The sequence below is a fragment of the Streptomyces sp. NBC_00224 genome, from assembly GCF_041435195.1.
Classification (GTDB): domain Bacteria; phylum Actinomycetota; class Actinomycetes; order Streptomycetales; family Streptomycetaceae; genus Streptomyces.
Window position 1 is genome coordinate 4035255 of the sequence record NZ_CP108106.1, and the last position, 21096, is coordinate 4056350.

The 21096-nt window shown below is 71.4% G+C and carries 19 protein-coding genes; 5 read left to right on the forward strand and 14 right to left on the reverse strand.

Features of this window, described 5'->3' with window-relative positions:
- Positions 1-9: 9 nt before the first annotated feature.
- Positions 10-534, reverse strand: a complete 525-nt coding sequence (locus tag OG965_RS17875; protein WP_371653080.1) for an acyl-CoA thioesterase — start codon at positions 532-534, stop codon at positions 10-12.
- Positions 535-662: 128 nt separating this feature from the next.
- Between OG965_RS17875 and OG965_RS17880 the strand changes: the two genes are divergently transcribed.
- Positions 663-1994, forward strand: coding sequence for an LCP family protein (locus OG965_RS17880; RefSeq protein ID WP_371653081.1), 1332 nt, complete (start codon positions 663-665; stop codon positions 1992-1994).
- A 226-nt stretch (positions 1995-2220) separates the two neighbouring features.
- Complete coding sequence (locus OG965_RS17885; protein WP_371653082.1) at positions 2221-3495, forward strand: LAETG motif-containing sortase-dependent surface protein; 1275 nt, start codon at positions 2221-2223, stop codon at positions 3493-3495.
- A gap of 69 nt (positions 3496-3564) precedes the next feature.
- On the opposite strand, the gene OG965_RS17890 is transcribed toward OG965_RS17885, so the two are convergent.
- A complete protein-coding gene (locus OG965_RS17890) occupies positions 3565-4722 on the reverse strand; it encodes an acyl-CoA dehydrogenase family protein (RefSeq protein WP_371653083.1) in 1158 nt (385 codons plus the stop codon).
- A gap of 213 nt (positions 4723-4935) precedes the next feature.
- On the opposite strand from OG965_RS17890, the gene OG965_RS17895 reads away from it, so the two are divergent.
- On the forward strand, positions 4936-6261 hold the full coding sequence (locus OG965_RS17895) for a UDP-glucose/GDP-mannose dehydrogenase family protein (protein ID WP_371653084.1): 1326 nt from the start codon (positions 4936-4938) through the stop codon (positions 6259-6261).
- A 10-nt stretch (positions 6262-6271) separates the two neighbouring features.
- Here OG965_RS17895 and OG965_RS17900 read toward each other — a convergent pair whose 3' ends face one another.
- From OG965_RS17900 to OG965_RS17915, 4 genes are all read right to left on the reverse strand, one after another.
- Positions 6272-7507: a dipeptidase gene (locus OG965_RS17900; RefSeq protein ID WP_371653085.1), complete on the reverse strand. Its 1236-nt coding sequence runs from the start codon at positions 7505-7507 to the stop codon at positions 6272-6274.
- Positions 7508-7898: 391 nt separating this feature from the next.
- A complete protein-coding gene (locus OG965_RS17905; protein ID WP_371656967.1) occupies positions 7899-9083 on the reverse strand; it encodes a dipeptidase in 1185 nt (394 codons plus the stop codon).
- 5 nt (positions 9084-9088) lie between these two features.
- Entirely contained in the window at positions 9089-9619 is a 531-nt protein-coding gene (purE, locus tag OG965_RS17910; RefSeq protein ID WP_371653086.1) for a 5-(carboxyamino)imidazole ribonucleotide mutase, read from the reverse strand.
- On the reverse strand, positions 9616-10746 hold the full coding sequence (locus OG965_RS17915; protein WP_371656968.1) for a 5-(carboxyamino)imidazole ribonucleotide synthase: 1131 nt from the start codon (positions 10744-10746) through the stop codon (positions 9616-9618). Before OG965_RS17915 ends, purE begins: the two co-directional genes overlap by 4 nt.
- Positions 10747-10962: 216 nt before the next feature.
- Here OG965_RS17915 and OG965_RS17920 point away from each other — a divergent pair, with 216 nt between their 5' ends.
- The gene (locus tag OG965_RS17920; RefSeq protein ID WP_371653087.1) at positions 10963-11478 is read left to right on the forward strand and encodes a GtrA family protein; all 516 of its coding nucleotides are present in this window, start codon (positions 10963-10965) and stop codon (positions 11476-11478) included.
- Positions 11479-11512: 34 nt separating this feature from the next.
- On the opposite strand, the gene OG965_RS17925 is transcribed toward OG965_RS17920, so the two are convergent.
- Both OG965_RS17925 and OG965_RS17930 read right to left on the reverse strand, forming a co-directional pair.
- Positions 11513-12784, reverse strand: coding sequence for an ATP-binding protein (locus OG965_RS17925; RefSeq protein WP_371653088.1), 1272 nt, complete (start codon positions 12782-12784; stop codon positions 11513-11515).
- Between the two features lie 35 nt (positions 12785-12819).
- Positions 12820-13497, reverse strand: a complete 678-nt coding sequence (locus OG965_RS17930; protein WP_100574199.1) for a response regulator transcription factor — start codon at positions 13495-13497, stop codon at positions 12820-12822.
- 579 nt (positions 13498-14076) lie between these two features.
- Between OG965_RS17930 and OG965_RS17935 the strand changes: the two genes are divergently transcribed.
- Positions 14077-15594: a peptide MFS transporter gene (locus OG965_RS17935; protein ID WP_371653089.1), complete on the forward strand. Its 1518-nt coding sequence runs from the start codon at positions 14077-14079 to the stop codon at positions 15592-15594.
- A 125-nt stretch (positions 15595-15719) separates the two neighbouring features.
- On the opposite strand, the gene OG965_RS17940 is transcribed toward OG965_RS17935, so the two are convergent.
- The 6 genes from OG965_RS17940 to OG965_RS17965 form a co-directional block, all read right to left on the reverse strand.
- Positions 15720-17081, reverse strand: coding sequence for a hypothetical protein (locus OG965_RS17940; RefSeq protein WP_371656969.1), 1362 nt, complete (start codon positions 17079-17081; stop codon positions 15720-15722).
- Between the two features lie 14 nt (positions 17082-17095).
- Positions 17096-18187 carry a hypothetical protein gene (locus OG965_RS17945; RefSeq protein WP_371653090.1) on the reverse strand — a complete coding sequence of 364 codons (1092 nt, stop codon included), beginning with the start codon at positions 18185-18187 and terminating at the stop codon, positions 17096-17098.
- Positions 18184-19116, reverse strand: a complete 933-nt coding sequence (locus tag OG965_RS17950; RefSeq protein WP_371653091.1) for a hypothetical protein — start codon at positions 19114-19116, stop codon at positions 18184-18186. The genes OG965_RS17945 and OG965_RS17950 overlap by 4 nt, the downstream gene beginning before the upstream one ends.
- Positions 19117-19149: 33 nt before the next feature.
- On the reverse strand, positions 19150-19797 hold the full coding sequence (locus OG965_RS17955) for a peptidase (protein ID WP_371653092.1): 648 nt from the start codon (positions 19795-19797) through the stop codon (positions 19150-19152).
- A gap of 175 nt (positions 19798-19972) precedes the next feature.
- Positions 19973-20443 carry an ATP-binding protein gene (locus OG965_RS17960; RefSeq protein WP_371653093.1) on the reverse strand — a complete coding sequence of 157 codons (471 nt, stop codon included), beginning with the start codon at positions 20441-20443 and terminating at the stop codon, positions 19973-19975.
- An 80-nt stretch (positions 20444-20523) separates the two neighbouring features.
- A complete protein-coding gene (locus OG965_RS17965) occupies positions 20524-20892 on the reverse strand; it encodes an STAS domain-containing protein (protein ID WP_371653094.1) in 369 nt (122 codons plus the stop codon).
- Positions 20893-21096 lie beyond the last annotated feature (204 nt).

Here is a 21096-nt window from a genome sequence, read left to right on the forward strand (position 1 = left end):
CGCGTACGCCTAGTCGTCCAGGCCCTCCGCCGCCCGCTTCTCCCGGAGCTCCACGATCGCGCGGCGGCGGGCCAGGCGGTGGGTGCGGCGGATCTGGGCCTCCTGGTAGCGGCGCTCGTCGCGCTCCGTCTCCGGGAGCACCGGCGGCACCTGGCGCGGCTTGCCGTCCGCGTCGACCGCGGCGAAGACCAGGTACGCCGAGCCGACCTGCTGGGCCGGGGTGGACTCGTTCCAGCGCTCGGCCAGGACCCGTACGCCGACCTCCATCGAGGATCGGCCGGTCCAGTTGACCTGGGCCTTCACATGGACCAGGTCCCCGACCCTGACCGGCATCAGGAACGCCATCTCGTCCATGGACGCCGTGACCGCCGGGCCGCCCGAGTGGCGTCCGGCGACCGCCCCCGCCGCGTCGTCCACCAGCTTCATGATCACACCGCCGTGGACCGTACCCAGAAGGTTCGTGTCATGGGCGGTCATGATGTGGCTCAGGGTGGTACGGGACGCCGAGGTCGACTTGCCCGGAAGATCAGTCATACCGACCAGCTTATGCGCGGCCGCCCGTGCGCTCATCGCACGTACATTGCATCAGCTGTGCAACAGCCCGGGCCCAGATCCCCACCCGCCCTGTCAGACACGCGGGGGACCCGTGCATGCTTGACGGCATGAACGACGGATGGTCCGACGACGACCGCGGTGAGCGCTACGGCCGCGGCAGCTCCGCCGCGCAGCCGGACGGCCCGCGCGTGATGCGCCACGTGCAGCGGCCCGTGGGCTCCACGCCCGTGCGCCCGCAGCGCCCGGTCCCGCCGCAGCAGCCCTCGTACGACGACGGGCAGGGCTACGGACAGCAGCAGTACGGCAACGGTGTGCCCGCACCCGGCCAGTACGACAGCGGCTACAGCGACGGCCAGGTCTACGGCTCCCCGTCCGGGCGCGGCCCCGACGGGCCCGGCGGCCGCAGTCCTGGCGGGCCGGGCGGGCCGGGCGCGGCGTCTTCCCCCGCCAGGCCGCGTGCGAACTGGAAGCGCCGCATCATGATCGGCTCGGCCGTCCTGGTGGTCGCCGTGGTCGGCGTGTCCGTGGGCACGTACTTCTGGGCCGACGGCAAGGTGCGCCGCGAGGTGGACCTGTCGAAGGTCATCGACCGCCCCGGCGACGGCAAGGGCACCAACTACCTCATCGTCGGTTCGGACTCCCGCGACGGGCTCTCCAAGGACGACAAGAAGAAGCTGCACACCGGCTCCGCCGAGGGCAAGCGGACCGACTCGATGATGATCCTGCACACCGGTGACAACGGGAACACGATGATCTCGCTGCCGCGCGACTCGTGGGTGCAGATCCCCAGCTTCAAGGGCTCCCAGTCCGGCAAGCTGTTCCCGGCCAAGGGCCACAACAAGCTGAACGCGGCGTACGCGATGGACGGCCCCGAGCTGCTCGTGCGCACGATCGAGGCCAACACCGGGCTGCACATCGACCACTACGCCGAGATCGGCTTCGCGGGCTTCGCGAACATCGTGGACGCGGTCGGCGGCGTGGAGATCGACATCCCGCAGGACATCAAGGACCGGGACTCGGGCGCCGACTTCAAGAAGGGCAAGCAGACCCTCGACGGCCAGCAGGCCCTGGCCTTCGTCCGCAACCGCCACGGGTACGCGGCCGGCGACCTGGAGCGCACCAAGAACCAGCAGCGCTTCCTGTCGGCGCTGGCCGCGCAGACCGCGACCCCGTCGACCGTGCTCAACCCGTTCAAGCTGTACCCGGTGATGGGCGCGGGCCTGGACACGCTGGTCGTCGACAAGGACATGGGCCTGTTCGACCTGGGCGAGATGTTCTGGGCGATGAAGGGGGTCACCAGCGGCGGCGGCACGTCGATGAACATGCCGATCTCCGGCAACGGCCCCCAGTCGTCCCTGACGTGGGACACCGCGAAGGTCAAGCAGCTGGTGAACGAGCTGAACAACGACCAGAAGGTCACGGTGACTTCGTCGCGCTGACGCTCTGTCAGAGTGGGTGGATCGCCGCTCGAAGCGCGCCGGGCGCGACAAGACTCACAGAGAAATCACAGGGCTCTGCACAACTGCCCGCCCTTGCCCCGCTTTGCTCGCCCGTCCGGCGGCCAGGGCGGGGCTTTTGGCGTGAAGAAAGCCCTATGGGCGGCCTGGTCGCGGTCATACGATCACGCGTACTCATGCATTCTCTCGAACCCAGAAAAGGGCTCCAGTGAAGATTCGCCGTGTTCTGGCGACGGCCGTCGCCGCCGCTGTCACCGCGCCCGTCGTGATGCTGTCGGCCGGGTCGGCGTTCGCCGACGCGCAGCCGCCGTCGCAGACGCAGAAGAAGAAGCCGACCATCGCGGAGCTGGAGAAGGCGGCCGCCGCGGCGAAGAAGGCGTACCAGGACGCCCTCGCCGCCGAGGAGACCGCCAAGCAGGCCGTGGTCGCGGCGACCTCCGAGAGCTCGCCGCTCCATGTGAAGGCCAAGGCCGCCGACAAGGAGGCGGGCGCCGCGACCGCCGCGAAGGCCGTCGCCGACAAGGCTCTCTCGGACGCGCAGTCCATCCTCGACAAGCTGCCCGCCGACACCAAGGCGGAGGACCGCGCCGCGGCCCAGCAGGCGGTCGAGGACGCCAAGAAGGAAGCCGAGAAGGCGGCCGGCGTCGAGAAGACCGCCGTGGAGAAGTCCAAGGCGGCCACCAAGGAGGCGAAGGACGCGGAGGTCGCCGCTTTCAAGGCGCTCAACACGGCCTCGGAGGCGGTGCGGATCACGCGCGCCGCCAAGGAGGCGGCCGACGAGGCGCTCGCGGACGCGAAGAAGGCGGCCGAGAACCCGCCCTGCGACTACGACGCGAAGCTCACCACGGTCGCGACCGGCCTGCCGTCGAAGATCGTCGCGGGTACGACCACCGACTTCTCGCTCCGGGTCGCCAACGACACGGGCCGGACCCTCGACAAGGTCTTGCCGTTCACGTACCTCCACGCGACCGACAAGAGCGGCTACAAGGTCACCGACGACCTGCTGCACCTCCAGTGGTCCACCGCCGCCTCGGGCGGCTGGAAGGACGTCGACGCGCTGCACCGCGCGGGCGTCGTCAACAAGCTGGGCAACGGCCGCCACGTCGACCTCAAGCTCCGCCTCAAGATCGACGCCAAGGCCCCGGCGGGCCCGGGTATCGCGTTCGTCGCGGGTGACTACCGCAACGCCGACGGCTCGTGCGGTGGTTCGCCGGACCTGGCCGAGTACGACTTCGAGATCCTCGCGGCCGGCACCGAGCCCGGCCAGGTCGACCCGGCCAAGCCCGGCAAGGGCAAGGCGAACACCCCGGACAACAAGACGCAGGGCACGACGTCCAGCACCCCGCTGAACCCCACCACCGGCACCCTCGCCGCCACGGGTTCCTCCTCCGCCACCCCGAAGCTCGCCCTCGCGGGCGGCGCGGCCGTGGCGGTCGGCGCGGGCGCACTCCTGGCGGCACGCCGCCGCCGCACCGACGGCTGAGCACACTCCCCCGAACACGCCTCGGGCCCGCATCCGTGACTCACGGATGCGGGCCCGACTCGCTTACCGCTACGGCAGGTTGCGCGCCATCACGATGCGCTGGACCTGGTTCGTGCCCTCGTAGATCTGGGTGATCTTGGCATCGCGCATCATGCGCTCGACCGGGTAGTCGCGGGTGTAGCCGTAGCCGCCGAGGAGCTGGACGGCGTCCGTGGTGGCCTCCATGGCGACGTCCGAGGCGAAGCACTTCGCCGCCGCGCCCAGGTAGGTCAGGTCCGCGTCGCCGCGCTCCGAGGCCGCGGCGGCCTGGTAGGTGAGGGCGCGGGCCGCGGAGATCTTCATCGCCATGTCGGCGAGCATGAACTGGATGCCCTGGAACTCGGCGATCGGCTTGCCGAACTGCTTGCGCTCCTTGACGTAGCCCTTGGCGTAGTCGAGGGCGCCCTGGGCGATGCCGAGGGCCTGGGCCGCGATGGTGATGCGGGTGTGGTCCAGGGTCTTCATCGCCGTGGCGAAGCCCGTGCCCTCGGCGCCGATCATGCGGTCGGCGGGGATGCGGACGTTGTCGAGGTAGACCTCGCGGGTCGGGGAGCCCTTGATGCCGAGCTTCTTCTCCGGGGCGCCGAAGGAGACGCCGGCGTCCGACTTCTCGACGACGAAGGCGGAGATGCCCTTCGAGCGCTTCTCCGGGTCCGTCACGGCCATGACCGTGTAGTAGTCGGAGACGCCCGCGTTGGTGATCCAGCGCTTCACGCCGTTGAGGACCCAGAAGTCGCCGTCGCGGACCGCGCGGGTCTTCATGCCGGCCGCGTCCGAGCCCGCGTCCGGCTCGGAGAGGCAGTACGAGAACATGCCGTCGCCCTTGGCCAGCGGGCCCAGGTACTTCTTCTTCAGCTCCTCGGAGCCGGAGAGGATCACCGGGAGCGAGCCGAGCTTGTTCACGGCCGGGATGAGGGAGGAGGACGCGCAGACGCGGGCCACCTCCTCGATCACGATGACGGTGGCGAGCGCGTCGGCGCCGGCGCCGCCGTACTCCTCGGGGACGTGGACGGCGTGCAGGTCGTTGGCGACCAGGGCGTCCAGCGCCTCCTGCGGGAAGCGGGCCTCCTCGTCGACCTCGGCCGCGAACGGCGCGATCTTCGCCTCGGAGAGCGAGCGGATCGCGTCGCGGAGCATGTCGTGTTCTTCGGACGGGCGGTACAGGTCGAAATCAGCCGTTCCGGCCAAGGTGACTCACTCCCAAGGGCGCTAACTACCGTTAAGTAACCTTAATTTTAGAGGGGTGTACGCCCCGGGGCATACGTGAGTTTGACGACAGGCGCCGACGGCCTCGGTGATCGCCTCGCCGTCCGCTTCGGATCAGTGCGGATCACGGGGCCCGTACGCCCCCGACTATGCTCGGGCAGCGCCCGCAAAGCCCGTACCTCCCAGGAGCACCGCATGGCCCTCAAGATCACTGTGATCGGCACCGGATACCTCGGGGCCACCCACGCCGCGGCCATGGCGGAGCTGGGATTCGAGGTGCTGGGCCTCGACGTCGTCCCCGAGAAGATCGAGATGCTGTCGCAGGGGCGCGTGCCGATGTACGAGCCGGGCCTTGAGGACCTGCTGCGCAAGCACGTCGCCGGGATCGACGGATCCAGCGGGCGGCTGCGCTTCACCACCTCCTGGGAGGAGGTCGGCGCCTTCGGCGATGTGCACTTCGTCTGTGTGAACACCCCGCAGAAGCACGGCGAGTACGCCTGCGACATGTCGTACGTCGACGCCGCCTTCACGTCGCTGGCTCCGCATCTGCGCCAGGGCGCGCTGGTGGTCGGCAAGTCGACCGTGCCGGTCGGGTCCGCCGCCCGGCTCGCCGCGGGGCTGCCCGAGGGCGTGGACCTGGCCTGGAACCCCGAGTTCCTGCGCGAGGGCTTCGCCGTGAACGACACCCTGCACCCCGACCGGCTTGTGGTCGGCGTGGAGAGCGAGCGGGCCGAGAAGCTGCTGCGCGAGGTGTACGCGACCCCGGTCGGCGAGGGCTCGCCGTTCGTGGTGACCGACTTCCCGACCGCCGAGCTGGTGAAGACCTCCGCGAACTCCTTCCTGGCCACCAAGATCTCGTTCATCAACGCCATGGCCGAGGTGTGCGAGGCCGCGGACGGGGATGTCGTGAAGCTCGCCGAGGCCATCGGGCACGACGAGCGGATCGGCTCGAAGTTCCTGCGGGCCGGGATCGGGTTCGGCGGCGGCTGTCTGCCGAAGGACATCCGCGCGTTCATGGCCAGGGCCGGCGAGCTCGGCGCCGACCAGGCGCTCACCTTCCTGCGCGAGATCGACTCCATCAACATGCGCCGCCGCGGCCAGATGGTCGAGATGGCGCGGGAGGCGCTCGGCGGCGGGTCCTTCCTCGGCAAGCGGGTCGCCGTGCTCGGCGCGACCTTCAAGCCCGACTCCGACGACGTACGCGACTCGCCCGCCCTGAACGTGGCCGGGCAGATCCACCTCCAGGGCGGCCAGGTCACCGTCTACGACCCCAAGGGCATGGACAACGCCCGCCGTATGTTCCCGACGCTGGGGTACGCGGACACCGCGCTCGACGCGGTGCGGGGCGCGGACGTGGTGCTCCACCTCACCGAGTGGCGCGAGTTCCGCGAGCTGGACCCGGCGGCGCTGGGCGAGGTGGCCGGCGCCCGGATCGTCCTGGACGGGCGGAACGCGCTGGACTCGGTGAAGTGGCGCGAGGCGGGCTGGACGTTCCGGGCGATGGGCCGCCCGAGGGCGTAGTCGGCCCGATCTACCGCGGGTCCAGATCCTCGATGGTGGCCGTGGAGGGCCCTCGGCGGGGCTGGGCCGCGCGGGCGGCGAAGTCCACGTCACGGATGACCCGGGCGAAGTTCCCCCAGGTCAGCGCGGCGAGATCGGCGTCGCCCCAGCCGCGGCCGATCAGCTCGGCGAGCAGTACGGGGTAGCAGGAGGCGTCCTCCAGGCCGACGGTGCGCGGGGCGCCCGGCGTCAGGCCGTACCCGCCCGAGAGGCCGATGTGGTCCGGCCCGACGACGCCGCGCAGATGCTCGATGTGGTCGGCGACGTCCTGCGCGCAGGCGGGCCGCCCGGACCGCGCGACCTGCGCGGGAGCGAAGCTCACCAGACAGACCCCGCCGTTCTCGGGGAGCCCGGCGAGGAGCTCGTCGGTGACGTTGAGCGGGTGGTCGGTGAGGGCGCGGGCGGCCGAGCGGGTGAAGATCAGCGGGGCCTTGGCGGCGCCGATGGTCTGGCGGATGGTCTCCGGGGCCGCGCCGGACAGGTCGATGGCCATACCGAGCCGGTTGAGCTCCCGTACGACCTCCTGCCCGAAGCGCGTCAGGCCCGCGCGGGTCCAGCTCGCGGTGGCGGTGAGGGCGACCGCGCGTACGCCGAGGGCGTGGTACGCCCGGACCGTGCCCAGCGAGTCGCCCAGCGCGTGAGCGGCCACCGGCCCGAAGAGCGACGCGATACGGCCGTGGTTACGGGCGTCCGCGAGGTCCCCGACGGTCTGCGCGAGCCGCAGCCCCTCCGGGCAGGCGTCCACGAGCGTACGGAGCCGGTCGACGCGTTCCAGGGTGGCGCTGACGGGGTCGGGGCAGTCGCCGGCGACCATCAGCGACCAGAACTGCGCGCCGACGCCGCCGTGCCGGAGCCGGGGGATGTCGGTGTCGAGCGAACTCTCCCCCAGCTCGACGTCGTGCCACGGGGTGTTCACGAGCACCTGGGCGAGGGTGTTGTAGCCGTCGGCGACGGGGTGTGCGCGGAGGAGGGTGTGGATGCGGGTGCGCACGTCGGGGTCGAGGGTGTCGCCGGGGGCAACGGCTTCCGGCCCGGCTTCGGGTGCGGCTTCCGATGCGTCGGCTTCTGGCGCGTCGGCCTTCGGTGCGTCGGCCTTCGGCGCGGGGTTGCCGGGCTTGGGCTTGGAGCCGCGTTTCCGGGGGGTGGGGCGGTCGGGTGCGCCTATCGCGGCGGTGGCGACGTCGGCCTCGTCCTGCAGATCTGCCATGACGGTCTCCCGGTTCGGCCTCGGCGACGGCAGTACGGCCACGATCACATGGGGGCGGCGGGAGGACACGGCGGACGGGGCGTTCGGGGGAGGCCCCGCCCTCGCCTCCCCGACCCCCCGTTTGTCTGCGGACCCGGTGGGGGCTGGTCGCGCAGTTCCCCGCGCCCCTTATCGGCCCGGTGTTCGTCTGCGGGTTGTGGTGGGTTGCTCGCGCCGTTCCCCGCGCCCCTCAAGGGGCCCGCACCTCGCACTCGGGAGGGGCTGGAGTTGCCTAAGGGGCGCGGGGAACTGCGCGACCAGCCACGGACGGTCCGCAGACGAACAGGGTCCGGGGGCGTAGCCCCCAGGAGAACCCACCCCCGGAGGGTCTAGGGGAAGGGGCGGGGTGGGGCTAACCGTCCAGGGACTCCCGCGTCGCGTTGGACGGCCCCCGCCGCGACCGCTCGTCCCGCCCCACCGCCTCCGCATCCCGCAGCACCCGCACCGCGTTCCCCCACGTCAGCTTGGCCACGTCCGCCTCGGACCAGCTGCGGCTGAGGAGCTCGGCGATCAGGTTGGGGTAGCCGGAGACGTCGTCCAGGCCGGACGGGGTGAACGCCGTGCCGTCGAAGTCGCCGCCGATGCCGACGTGGTCGATCCCGGCGACCGCGCGCATGTGGTCGAGGTGGTCCGCCACCGTCACCACGGAAGCGACCGGACGCGGGTGCGCCGCCTCGAAGGCGGCGTGCAGCGCCATCGCCTCGGGCGAGGTGTCCAGCGCGTGCAGCCCGTGCGCGCGCAGGTTCTCGTCCGCCGCCGCCGTCCACTCCACCGCCGCGGGCAGGATGAACTTCGGTACGAAGGTCACCATGGCCACTCCCCCGTTGCCGGGGAGGAGCGACAGCACGTCGTCGGGCACGTTGCGCGGGTGGTCGCAGACCGCCCGCGCCGAGGAATGGGAGAAGATCACGGGCGCCGACGACGTCGACAGCGCGTCCCGCATCGTCGTCGCCGCCACGTGCGAGAGGTCGACGAGCATGCCGAGGCGGTTCATCTCGCGGACCACCTCGTGGCCGAACGGGGACAGGCCCCCGACCCCCGGCGCGTCCGTCGCCGAGTCCGCCCAGGCGGTGTTGTCGTTGTGGGTCAGCGTCATGTAGCGGACGCCCAGCGCGTACAACGCCCGTAGCGTGGCGAGGGAGTTGTTGATGGAGTGGCCGCCCTCCGCGCCCTTGAGCGAGGCGATGCGGCCCTCCGCCCGCGCCTTCTCCATCCCGTCCGCCGTCAGCGCCCCCGCCAGGTCCCCGGGGTAGCGCGCGATGAGTTGGTCGACACAGTCGATCTGCTCAAGCGTGGCGCTGACCGCCTCGTCGCCCGCCAGGTCCGTACGCACGTACACCGACCAGAACTGCGCGCCCACCCCGCCCGCCCGCAGCCGGGGGATGTCGGTGTGCAGATGGCCGGTCTGGTCCCGGCCGACGTCACGGCGTTCGAGGTCGTAGCGGACCTGCTTGCGCAGCGCCCAGGGGAGGTCGTTGTGGCCGTCGACGACGGGGTGCTGGGCCAGCAGCGTACGGGCTCGCGCGAGGTGGTCCACCGTGCTCACTTTCCGAAGCCGAAGGACGCCGAGGCCTCCACCTTGGAGCGCAGCCGCCTGCCCTTCTCCGTCGCCTGGTCGTTCAGCTCCTGCTGGAACTCCCGCATGCGCGCGAGGAGTTCGGGGTCGTGGGCGGCCAGGATACGGGCGGCCAGCAGGCCCGCGTTGCGCGCCCCGCCCACCGAGACCGTCGCCACCGGCACCCCGGCCGGCATCTGCACGATGGACAGCAGGGAGTCCATGCCGTCCAGGTACTTCAGCGGGACCGGGACGCCGATCACCGGCAGCGGGGTGACCGAGGCGAGCATGCCGGGCAGATGGGCCGCCCCGCCCGCGCCCGCGATGATCGCCTTCAGACCGCGGTCCGCCGCCTGCTCGCCGTACGCGATCATCTCGTGCGGCATCCGGTGCGCCGAGACCACGTCGACCTCGTACGGGATCTCGAACTCGTGCAGGGCCTGGGCGGCGGCCTCCATGACCGGCCAGTCGGAGTCCGAGCCCATGACGATGCCAATGACAGGAGACGCGCTGCTCATTCGGTGATCGTTCCTCTGAGGTAGTCGGCCGCGTGACGGGCGCGCTCGCGCACGTCAGCGAGGTCGTCGCCGTAGGTGTTGACGTGGCCGACCTTACGACCGGGCTTCACGTCCTTGCCGTACATATGGATCTTGAGCTGGGGGTCGCGGGCCATGCAGTGCAGATACGCGTAGTACATGTCCGGGTAGTCGCCGCCGAGCACGTTGCACATGACCGCCCACTTCGACCTCGGGCGCGGGTCGCCCAGCGGAAGGTCGAGCACGGCCCGGACGTGGTTGGCGAACTGCGAGGTGATCGCGCCGTCCTGGGTCCAGTGGCCGGAGTTGTGCGGGCGCATGGCCAGCTCGTTGACGAGGATGCGCGGCACACCGTCGGCGTCGCGGGTCTCGAAGAGCTCGACCGCGAGGTGGCCGACCGCGCCCAGCTCGTCCGCGATGCGCAGGGCCAGCTGCTGGGCCTCGCCCGCCAGCTCCTCGTCGAGGTCGGGCGCGGGGGCGATCACGGTGTCGCAGACGCCGTCGACCTGGACCGACTCGACGACCGGGTAGGCCACGGCCTGGCCGTGCGGGGAGCGGACCACATTGGCGGCCAGCTCCCGTACGAAGTCGACCTTCTCCTCGGCCAGGACCGCCACGCCCGCCTTGAAGGCGTCCGCCGCGTCCGCCTCGGAGCGCACGAACCACACGCCCTTGCCGTCGTAGCCGCCGCGCACCGTCTTGAGGATGACGGGGTAGCCCTCGCCCTCCGCCGCGAACCGCGACACGTCGGCCGGGTCCGCCACCAGCCGGTGGCGGGGGCAGGGCGCGCCGATCTCGTCGAGCTTGGCGCGCATCACCCCCTTGTCCTGGGCGTGCACCAACGCGTCGGGCCCCGGCCGGACGGGAATGCCGTCCGCCTCCAGGGCCCGCAGGTGTTCGGTGGGTACGTGCTCGTGATCGAAGGTGATCACATCGCAGCCGCGCGCGAAGGCGCGCAGCGTGTCCAGGTCGCGATAGTCGCCGATGACGACCTCGCTCACCACCTGGGCCGCCGAGTCCTGGGGGGTGTCACTGAGCAACTTGAATCTGATGCCGAGGGGGATGCCCGCCTCGTGGGTCATACGGGCGAGCTGACCGCCGCCGACCATGCCGACTACCGGGAACGTCACACCCCCAGGGTATCCGCCGTCCCCGGGGCCCTCGCCGGAGCGGCCCGTGGACCCCGCCGGGGCCGGGCGTGGCCGGGATTTGCGGGCGTCCACGAGCAATGCCCAGAGGCGCTGGTTAGCATGGCCGGGTTGGCGTACGGCGAACGACACCGATACCGAGAACGACACTGAACCGAACGGGGCTGGGCGATCACCATGAGTGAACGGGGCGCATTGCGTACGCGACTGCAGCTGCTCGCCCGGGAGATCGCGAAGTTCGGCGCCGTGGGCGCCATCGGGTTCGTCGTCAACGCGATCGTCTTCAACCTGTGCATGCACGTGGCCCACCTCGCGGTCGTACGCTCCGGCGTCATCGCCACCGCCGTCGCCATCGCCACCAACTACGTCGGCAACCGCTACTGGACCTACCGGCACACCGACAGCGGCCGGCGCAGCCGGGAGCTGATGCTGTTCCTGCTGTTCAGCGGCATCGGCCTGGTGATCGAGAACGGTGTCCTCGCGCTCTCGCACTACGGCTTCGGCTACACCTCGACGGTCGCCGACAATGTCGCCAAGAACGTGGTGGGCCTCGGCCTCGGCACGGTCTTCCGGTTCTGGTCGTACCGCACCTGGGTGTTCCGGGCGCTGCCCGCCCGGGAGGCCGTGGAGACCGCCGAATCCTTTCTCGGCGATGCCCCTCAGCCGTACGCCCGCAACAATTCCGGCTCCTGATCCTTCGAGCCCGTGAATCAGGGGCGTAATCCGGTCATCTGATCGTCTGCTCCGGCTCGCGCGGGTCGCGTGGGTCGCGCGCGTTGCGGCTCAGGAACAGCGCGAACACCGCGGGCTGCTGCTGGAGCATCTCCAGGCGGCCGCCGTCCGCCTCCGCCAGGTCGCGGGCGACCGCGAGGCCGATGCCGGTGGAGTTGCGGCCGCTGATGGTCCGCTCGAAGATCCGCGCCCCGAGGTCGGCCGGCACACCTGGCCCCTGGTCGGTGACCTCGATCACGGTCTGGTTGCCGGTGACCCGGGTGCGCACCGCGACCGTGCCGCCGCCGTGCATCAGCGAGTTCTCGATCAGCGCCGCCAGGACCTGGGCGACCGCCCCCGGGGTGCCCACCGCCCGCAGCCCCTGCTTGCCGGAGCGCACGATCGCGCGGCCCGCGCTGCGGTAGGCCGGGCGCCACTCCTCCAGCTGCTGCTTGACCACCTCGTCGAGGTCGAAGACGACGGCCGAGCCGATCCGGGGGTCGCGGGAGTTGGTGAGGAGGCGCTCCACCACGTCGGTGAGCCGCTCGACCTGGGTGAGCGCGATCGTCGCCTCCTCCTTGACCGTGTCCAGGTCGTCGGTGAGGGCGATCTCCTCCAGCCGCATGGACAGCGCGGTGAGCGGGGTGCGCAGCTGGTGGGAGGCGTCGGCGGCGAGCCGGCGCTCGGCGGTGAGCATCTTGCCGATCCGCTCGGCGGAGGAGTCCAGGACGTCGGCGACCCGGTCCAGCTCGTGCACCCCGTACCGCTTGTGGCGGGGACGCGGGTCGCCGGAGCCGAGCCGCTCGGCGGTCTCGGCCAGATCGGTGAGCGGGGAGGCCAGCTTGTTGGCCTGGCGTACGGCGAGGAGCACCGCGGAGACGATGGCGAGCAGCGCCACCGCGCCGATGATCAGCAGGGTGCGCCCGACCTCCCGGGTGACCGTGGAGCGGGACTCCTCGACCAGGACGGCCTCGCCGCGCGCGCCGGTGGCGGTGCCGCGGATGAGCGAGCCGCTGGGCCGGGAGCCGAGCTCGATGGGGGCGCGGCCGGGGATGTCGATGCGGGCGTAGCGGTCGGGGCCGACCCCGGCCAGCGACTGGGGGCCGACCGTCTCGCCCGCGAGCATCCGGCTGTCGATGACGCTGACGAGCCGCAGCGCCTCGGAGTTCACGCTCTCCTGGGCGCTACTGCTGATCGTCCTGGTCTCGACGATGACGAGGGAGACGCCGAAGACGGCGATCACCACGAGCACCACGGCGAGCGTGGAGTTGATCAGTCGGCGGCGCATGGCTCAGTGTCCCAGGACGTACGGGCCGCGGGTCGTCAGCTCTTCTCGAAGCGGAAGCCGACGCCGCGGACGGTGGCGATGTAGCGCGGGTTGGCGGCGTCGTCGCCGAGCTTCTTGCGCAGCCAGGAGATGTGCATGTCGAGCGTCTTGGTCGAGGACCACCAGGTGGTGTCCCAGACCTCGCGCATCAGCTGGTCGCGGGTGACGACCCGGCCCGCGTCGCGCACGAGGACCCGCAGCAGGTCGAACTCCTTGGCGGTGAGCTGGAGCTCCTCGTCGCCCATCCAGGCGCGGTGCGACTCGACGTCGATCCGTACGCCGTGGGTGGCGGGCTGGGGGGCCGGCTCGGTGGCGCCGCGCCGCAGCAGGGCCCGCACCCGGGCCAGCAGCTCGGCCAGCCGGAACGGCTTGGTGACGTAGTCGTCGGCGCCGGCGTCGAGGCCGACCACGGTGTCCACCTCGTCGGCGCGGGCGGTCAGCACCAGGATCGGGACGGTGTGGCCCTCGGAGCGGAGCCTGCGGGCCACCTCCAGGCCGTCCATGCCGGGCAGCCCCAGGTCGAGTACGACCAGGTCGGCGCCTCCCTGCAGTCCGGCGTCGAGGGCGGTCGGGCCGTCCTCGCGGACCTCGACCTCGTAACCCTCCCGACGCAGTGCGCGGGCCAGCGGCTCCGAGATGGACGCGTCGTCCTCGGCGAGCAGTACACGGGTCATGGGGGTGATGGTAGTCCGCGACCGGGACGGCCTGTCCGTGGAACCCGTCAGGGATCGGCCGGGGTTGGGGGCCGCGCCCGTTCTTGATCGTCCCCTGACCGCCTCTTGATCGTCCGGCGGCCGTTCCTTGATCGTCTTTTGCCCGTCCGCCCCTGCGGCTCTGGGATGCGATCCTGTTAACCACCTTCGAATGTGGGCAGATGGTTCCAGCAGCGCCTGTGATCCATATCTCAAGTCCTTCCATATGCGGCTGTGTGGTGTCGTATGGTGTCTCAACGCCTTTAGCACTAACACGGGGACCTTTGGCCTGCTTGGCGCGCCAAGGGTCTCTTTTCTGCACAAGGACCGGAATTACTTATTCCGGTTCTGAAGACAGTGAATGACCTATGGGCCGGGCCCCGGGCGCGATGTTGCGCCCCGGGCGTGGATCCCGGTGGGTCCGTCCTCTCGCCTCCGTCACCACGGAGGCGAACCCCTCGGGCGTAGGGGCGGGGCGGCTCCCCTGCCGGTGCCGGCCACCCCCCACCGGGCGCGACCACCGCTCACGAAGCGCGCGTCCCGAGCAAGCAAGGATCGACCATGGCGTCCAGCCTGACGAAGGACTCGGTCAGCACCACCGGATCCGAGAAGACCTTCTTCGGCCACCCCCGCGGCCTGGCCACTCTCTTCATGACCGAGATGTGGGAGCGCTTCTCCTACTACGGCATGCGCGCCCTTCTCGTGTACTACCTGGTCTCCGGCGGTGCCGACGCGGCGACCGGCGCCCAGGGCGGCGGCCTCGCCATGCGGGCGACCACGGCCACGGCCATCTACTCCGTCTACGTCTCCATGGTCTACCTCATGGCGATGCCGGGCGGCTGGTTCGGCGACCGTGTGTGGGGTGCCCGCAAGACGGTCACCGTCGCCGGCTTCGTGATCATGAGCGGTCACCTTGCGCTGGCCCTGCCCGGTCAGGCGCCGTTCTTCGCCGGCCTGGTACTGGTCGCCGTCGGCTCGGGTCTGCTCAAGGCCAACATCTCCACGATGGTCGGCCACCTGTACAACGGTGCGGACGACCCGCGACGCGACGGTGGCTTCACCGTCTTCTACATGGGCATCAACCTCGGTGCCTTCGCGGCGCCGCTGGTCATCGGCACGGTCGGCAAGGAGCACAACTGGCACCTGGGCTTCGCCCTCGCCGCGCTCGGCATGGCCCTGGGTCTGGCGCAGTTCCTCCTCGGCACCAAGCACCTGGACCCGAAGAGCAGCCTCGTCCCGAACCCGCTGTCCGCCGAGGAGCGCAAGGGCGTCCTCACCAAGGTCGCCGCCGTCGTCGCCGCCGTCGCCGTGTTCTACGGTGTCGTGGTCGCCATGGGCGCCTACACCCTGAACTGGGCGCTGGTTCCGCTCACCCTCGCCGGTCTGATCATCCCGATCGCCGTCCTGGTCCGCATCAAGCGCGACAAGGACCTGTCGACGACCGAGCAGTCGAAGATGAACGGCTACATCTGGCTGTTCGTCGCGGCCGCCGTCTTCTGGATGATCTACGACCAGGGCGGCTCGACCCTGTCGCTGTTCGCGGACGCCAAGACCACCGACAACGTCGGCGGCATCCACTTCTCGGCCACCTGGTACCAGTCGCTGAACCCGCTCTTCGTCATGGCCCTCGCCCCGGTCTTCGCCTGGCTGTGGCTGTGGCTGGCGCGTAAGAACCAGGAGCCCAACACCATCGTGAAGTTCGCGATGGGCCTGGTCATCATCGGTGCCTCGTTCTTCGTCTTCATCGTCCCGATGAACATGGCGGGCGACGGCAAGGTCTCCCCGATGTGGCTCGTCTCGATCTACATGATCCAGACCATCGGCGAGCTCTGCCTCTCCCCGGTCGGCCTCTCGGTCACCACGAAGATGGCGCCGCAGAAGTACGCCTCCCAGATGATGGGCGTCTGGTTCCTCGCGGTCACCGCGGGCGACTGCTTCACGGGTCTGCTCTCGCTGGCCGGTGTGAGCCTCGACGGCCTCGGGATCATCGCGATGGAGGCCTCGATGGCCGCCGTCGCGGGCCTCGCGATCTACATGTACCGCAAGAACGTCAAGTCGCTCATGGGCGGCGTGCACTAAGCGCACCGCACCACGTCGCACGGCCAAGGGCCGCCGCACCTTTCGGGGTGCGGCGGCCCTTCGCGTGTCCGTACCGCGTGTCCGTACTGCGTGTCCGTACCGCGTGTCCGTACGTACGGGACGGCTCAGCGCGTGCCGCGCAGCCGCCGCCACGGGGTGAAGGTGAAGACCGCGCCGCCGAGCAGGACGGCGGTCCCGGCGATGAGGCCGAGGGCGCGCAGGGCGCCGTGGTCGTTCGCGCCGGTCTCGGCGAGGCCGCCGGAGCCGCTGCCGGCGCTGGTGGAGCCGCCGGAGACGCTCGTGCCGCCGGACGTACTCGTGCCGCCGGACGCGCCGCCCTGCTGGGCCGTGGTGTCGAGCTCCAGGGACACGGGTGCCGTGCCCTTGACCGTGCAGGGGATGTTGATCTTCGAGCCGCCCAGGGTGACGTCGATCGTCAGGGTGCCGGGGCTGAGCGTCGACTTGCCGTTCGCACCCGGTTTGTAGCTGCCGGTCATGTCGGCGAGGCTGACCGGGTCGCCGGTGTTCAGGGGGCCGGAGTTGGCCGGTCCCGTCACCGTCACCGAGCCCTTGTCGGCGCCGCCGACGGTGATCTGCATGGAGGGCTTCAGCGCGCCCGCGGGGAGCGGGGCCGGGCTGTTCATGACGCCCTTGGCGGTCTTGACCGTGAGGTCGTAACTCCCGCCGTTCTTCTTCGCGCCGATCGTCACCTTGGAGTTGATACTGGCCGGGCCGGGCGACTTGCAGGCGAAGGTGACCGCGACTTCCTTGCCGGGGAAGTCGGTCTGACCGCCGCTGCCGCCGGTGGTGCTTCCGGTGGTGCCGCCGGTGGACGTGGTTCCGCCCGTGGACGTGGTGCCGCCGGAGGTCGTGGTGCCACCGGTCGTCCCGCCCGAGGTGGTGGTGCCGCCGCTCCCTGTCGTACCGCCGGACGTCGTCGTCCCGCCCGACGTCCCGCCGCCCTCCGTCACCTTGATCGTCGCCCCGGCGCCGACCGTCTCCTTCGGGGAGCACTTGGTGTCCGTCGAGAGCGGCTTGCTGACGTTGATGTTGTACTTGTCCGGCGTCAGCCTGACGTCGCCCGCCTTGGTCAGCTTCAGCTTGGCCTTCATGTCGGGCAGGACCATCGGGCTGTTCTTGGGGATCGGCGGGTTCTGCCGCGGCCCCTCCACCGACAGGTCGGCGCTCTGGGCACCGGCCACCTTGACGGTGCCGGTCGGCTTCACGGTGTCCTTCTCCAGGTCGAGCACATCGGGGTTCTTGGAAGCGGCCTGGACGGTCTTCCACACCACTTCGACCTCGTCGCCCACCTTCGCCTCGGCGGGCGCGGTGATCTGCACCTTGGTGGTGCCCTCGACGGGCGGCAGGCCGGAGATGGGTGGCGGGATGCACTCGGTGGCGTAGGAGACCTCTGCCGCCCGGGCGGGCCCGGCGGCCAGAATGATTCCCGCGCCGCCGAGCATCAGCGCGACTCCGGCCGCGCTCATCCTCCGTTGCGTGGTCACGGATTTCCCTTCGTCGTGGGGGTGTTCGGACGGTTCTCGGTCGGTGCGGAGTCGGGGGTGAACCACGGCAGGGGCGTCGTCACCGTGGTGGTCGTGGTGGGGGTGCCGTTGGCGTTGGCCTGCGGGGGCGGTTCGGCGGCGGCTCGGCGTACGGGCCAACGGGGTCGGGCGCGACCCCCCGCGCGGCCCCGCCGTGCGTGCCCCGCCCCGCTCGGGCGGACCTTGTCCACCACCGCCATGCCGATACGGAACACCGCCGCCGGGACGACCACGCACAGCAGGATCCAGAAGAGCGTGACGCCCCACGGGCGGCCCACCCCCCACGGCTGGGTGGCGAGCACCTTCTGCCCGTACTTCACGGAGACCTGGTAGTCGCCGTGCGCGCCCGCCGACAGCTCGAAGCCCAGCCTGACCTCGGCCTTGCCGCCGGGCTTGATGGTGCCCTTCCACTGCCGGTCCTCCCACTGCGGCGCGAACACGCCGTGGGAGGTGCCCACTTGGAAGACGGGGTCCTTGACCGGGGCCGCGCCGAGGTTGCCGACGGTGACGACGAGCGTGCGCGAGGGCGGCGACCCGAACCAGGTGAGGATCCCGCTGCTCCCGTCGAGCTCCGGCGCGGTCAGGACGCTCAGGCGCCCGGTGCCCGACTGCTCGGGCAGCGGCGCCACCGGATGGCCGGTGATCTTCAACTCGGCGTCCACCACGGCCTGTTCGCCCGTCACCGTGGCCACGTGCACCACACAGGGGCAGGGCTTGGGCGGTGCGGCCACCGGCAGCGGTTTGCTGAAGGCGCCCTTGGCGTCGGTGGTCACCGCGCGCCCGTCCGCGTTGGCGCAGGAGTTGGTGCCGCCGATCACGCCCTGTCCCGGGGAGGACTGGCCGCAGACCAGCAGCATCAGGAGCGTGCCGGGCCGCCAGCCGGTGCCACTGGCGGTGATCTCGGTCCCCTTGGCCGCCTCCGGCTTCGACAGCGTGACGACGGGCTTCACGTCGTCGGCGCTCGCGGCCGCCGACGGCAGCGCCGACGCCAACGGGAGCGTCAACAGCGCGGCCGTGACCAGCGCCGCCCCTCTCGTACGCGGCTTCACGATGCGGCTCCCGTCGTCGCCAACTCGCTTACGGGGTCGACGGCTTCGGGGCCGCCCGGGTCCGGCCGACGCCGCCGCCTCCGTACCCACAGCGCCGCCCCCGCGCCCGCCGCCACGCACCCGGCGCCCGCCACCGGGCCCCACGGCACGAACACCGCCGAGGCCGCCGCCTCGCTCCGGGCGGCCCCGCCCGCCGTCACCGTCAGGCGCACCTCGACGCGGTCGAGGGCTGGCGGGCGCCGCCACGGTTCGGTCAGCTCGACGCGTTGGCCGGGCAGCAGCTCCACCGGCAGCGGCCGGGCCGGGCGCCGCAGCGGCTGCCCGAAGAGCCCGTCGGCGCGGACCGCGAGGCTCGGGGCGAGCGTCGTGTTGCCCCGGTTGACCAGGGCGTAACGGATGAGGGAGCGGCCCTTGTCGACGCGCACGTCCTCGACGGTGAGCGCGGGCAGGACCGGGCCCGCGACCCGCACCTGGACCCGCACCCCCGCCTCCCGGCCGCCGTCGGACGCGACGAGGGCCGCCGGGTGGTCGCCGGGCGGGGCGCCCGCCGGGACGGTGACCGCGAACGGCACCTCGGCCCGGGTGCGCGGCGGGATCCGCACCTCGGCCGAGGCGAGCGCGAGCCACGGATCGGCGCCGGGGCGCACCGCGAAGGCGCCGGTGGGGGTGTTGTACGCGGCGGCTCCGCGCAGCCGCAGGGTCAGCGGGCGCACGGTGGGGTTGGTGAGCGAGAGCCGGTCCTCCAGTACGGAGCCGGGCGCGCCCTCCAGATAGAAGTACGGTCTGCCGTCGCCGCTGGGCCGCGAGCCGCCGCCGGACGCGGGCGCGGCGGCCCACTCCCCGTCGGCGGCGCGCGCGGCGGGGGCGGACAGCGCGGTCAGGGCCAGGACCGCGGCGAACACGGCCAGGCGGATCGGTCGTGGCGGCATCAGCGGCTCCTGCGGATGCGGAGGGGGACCCGGTCAGCCCTGTGCCCGTGCGCCGCGCCGGGTCAGCCACAGCACCCCGGCCGCGCCGGTGAGCAGGACCGTGCCGCCGAGCGTGCCGAGGGCCACGGCCGAGTCGAGCGGGCCGGTCTTCGGCAGCGCGTCGACGGGCGCGGCGGCGCCGCTGACGTCCAGCGAGAGCGAGGGGCCGGGGCTGTTGCCCGGGGTGCAGGTCGTGGTGGTGCCCAGCGCCTTGATGGTGAGGATCGAGGCGGTGAAGGTGACCTTGCCGGACGCCTTCGGTGTGTACGTACCGCTCAAGTCGCTGATCTTGATCGGGCTGTTGGCCGGGATCTCGGCCGTGTTGGCCGGTCCGGACACCGCCACCGTGCCCTTGTCGACGCCGCCGAGCTTGATGACCGCGCTCGGGCTCATCGCCCCGGCGCCCAGCGCCACCGGGCTGGAGGAGACGCCCTTCTGGAACGACATGGTCAGCTTGTAGGCGCTGCCGCTCTTGACGGCCCTGATGTCGATGGGCGACACCGCGGCCTTGGGGCCGATGGGTGTCTCGCACTTGTAGTTGACGTCCACGACGTCGGCGTGGGCGGCCGGGGCGGCCATCAGCACCACCGGGGCCGCCACGGCGGCCGCAAGGGCGAGTGCTGTCCGCTTCTGGTACGACACGTACGACACCTCGAATTTCCCTCAGTCCCGAGGCCGTTCAAGTTACTGACGGCACATCAGATTGGGCGTCAAGGTACGCCGGGGACCTTGGAGAGGGAAGACACACAACGCAAGGGATGACGGACGCGAGTGACACGAGTGCCCTGGGCGACCGTCCGACGGATGCGGGGGCGCCCTACGCGGGCGCGGCGAGCTCCGCCCAGACCGTCTTGCCGGGCACTCCGGGAGTCCGGACGACCCCCCAGTCCAGACAGAGCCGCTGGACGATGAACATGCCGTGGCCGCCGGGCCGCCCCGCGCGGTGCGGGGTGCGGGGCGCGGGCTGGCCGGAGCCGCGGTCGGTGACCTCAAGGCGCAGCATCTTGGAGGTGCAGACGACGCGCAGCTGCTCGGGGCCCTCGGCGTGCAGACAGGCGTTGGTGACCAGCTCGGAGACCACGAGCAGGACGTCCTCCGCGGCCGCGCGCCGGTCGGCGGTGGCGGCCGGGAGCCAGCCCCACTCGTGCAGCGCCTGGCGGGTGAAGTCGCGCGCCAGCGGCACGATGCCGCTGGCCCCGTACAGGGCGAGGACGCGCGAGGCCGTCGCCGGAGCTCCGTCCGGCTCGGGGCCGCGGTCGCCCGGCTGGTGCTGCCGGGTGGTGCTCATCAGCGCTTCACCTCACCGATTCACCGAATGCCTGGTTCGCCAACGTCTTGAGTCTGGTCTCCTGCCCCGCCAGAGCGGGGTCAGTCGTCCAGTGCGGCTTCGAGCGAATCATGCACGGTGAAGACCGCTTCCGCCCCGGTGATCTCGAAGACACGGGCCACCACGGGGAGCATTCCCGCCAGATGGACCCCGCCGCCGGCGGCCTCGGCCTTCAGCCGGGCGCCGAGCAGCACGTTCAGCCCGGTGGAGTCGCAGAACTCCAGCTGCGAGCAGTCGACGACCAGTCGGCTGCGGCCGGCCGCGACCGCGTTCTCCAGGGGTTCGCTGAGCAGTTCTGCCGTGTGGTGGTCCAGCTCACCCACGGGCGTGAAGATCTCGCTGGGGCCGTGCGAGCGGACGCCGACCCTGAGCCGGCCCCGATTCGCGCTGCCGACCATGCCGCGGTCCATGCCCGTCCCTCTTCGCCATCATTCGCCGTGCCGCACCGTGAGCGGTGCGGCAGTGGTTCGCGTCGCCCGTAGGGTGCGGAAACCTGTGCTCCCCGTCACAAGTGACGCACCTCTCCGCATATGTCACCGAACACGGCTCCGTACACGCGGACTCCCCGAGAACACTACGCCTTCCCTACGCACGTCGGAAGCCGAACACCGTAC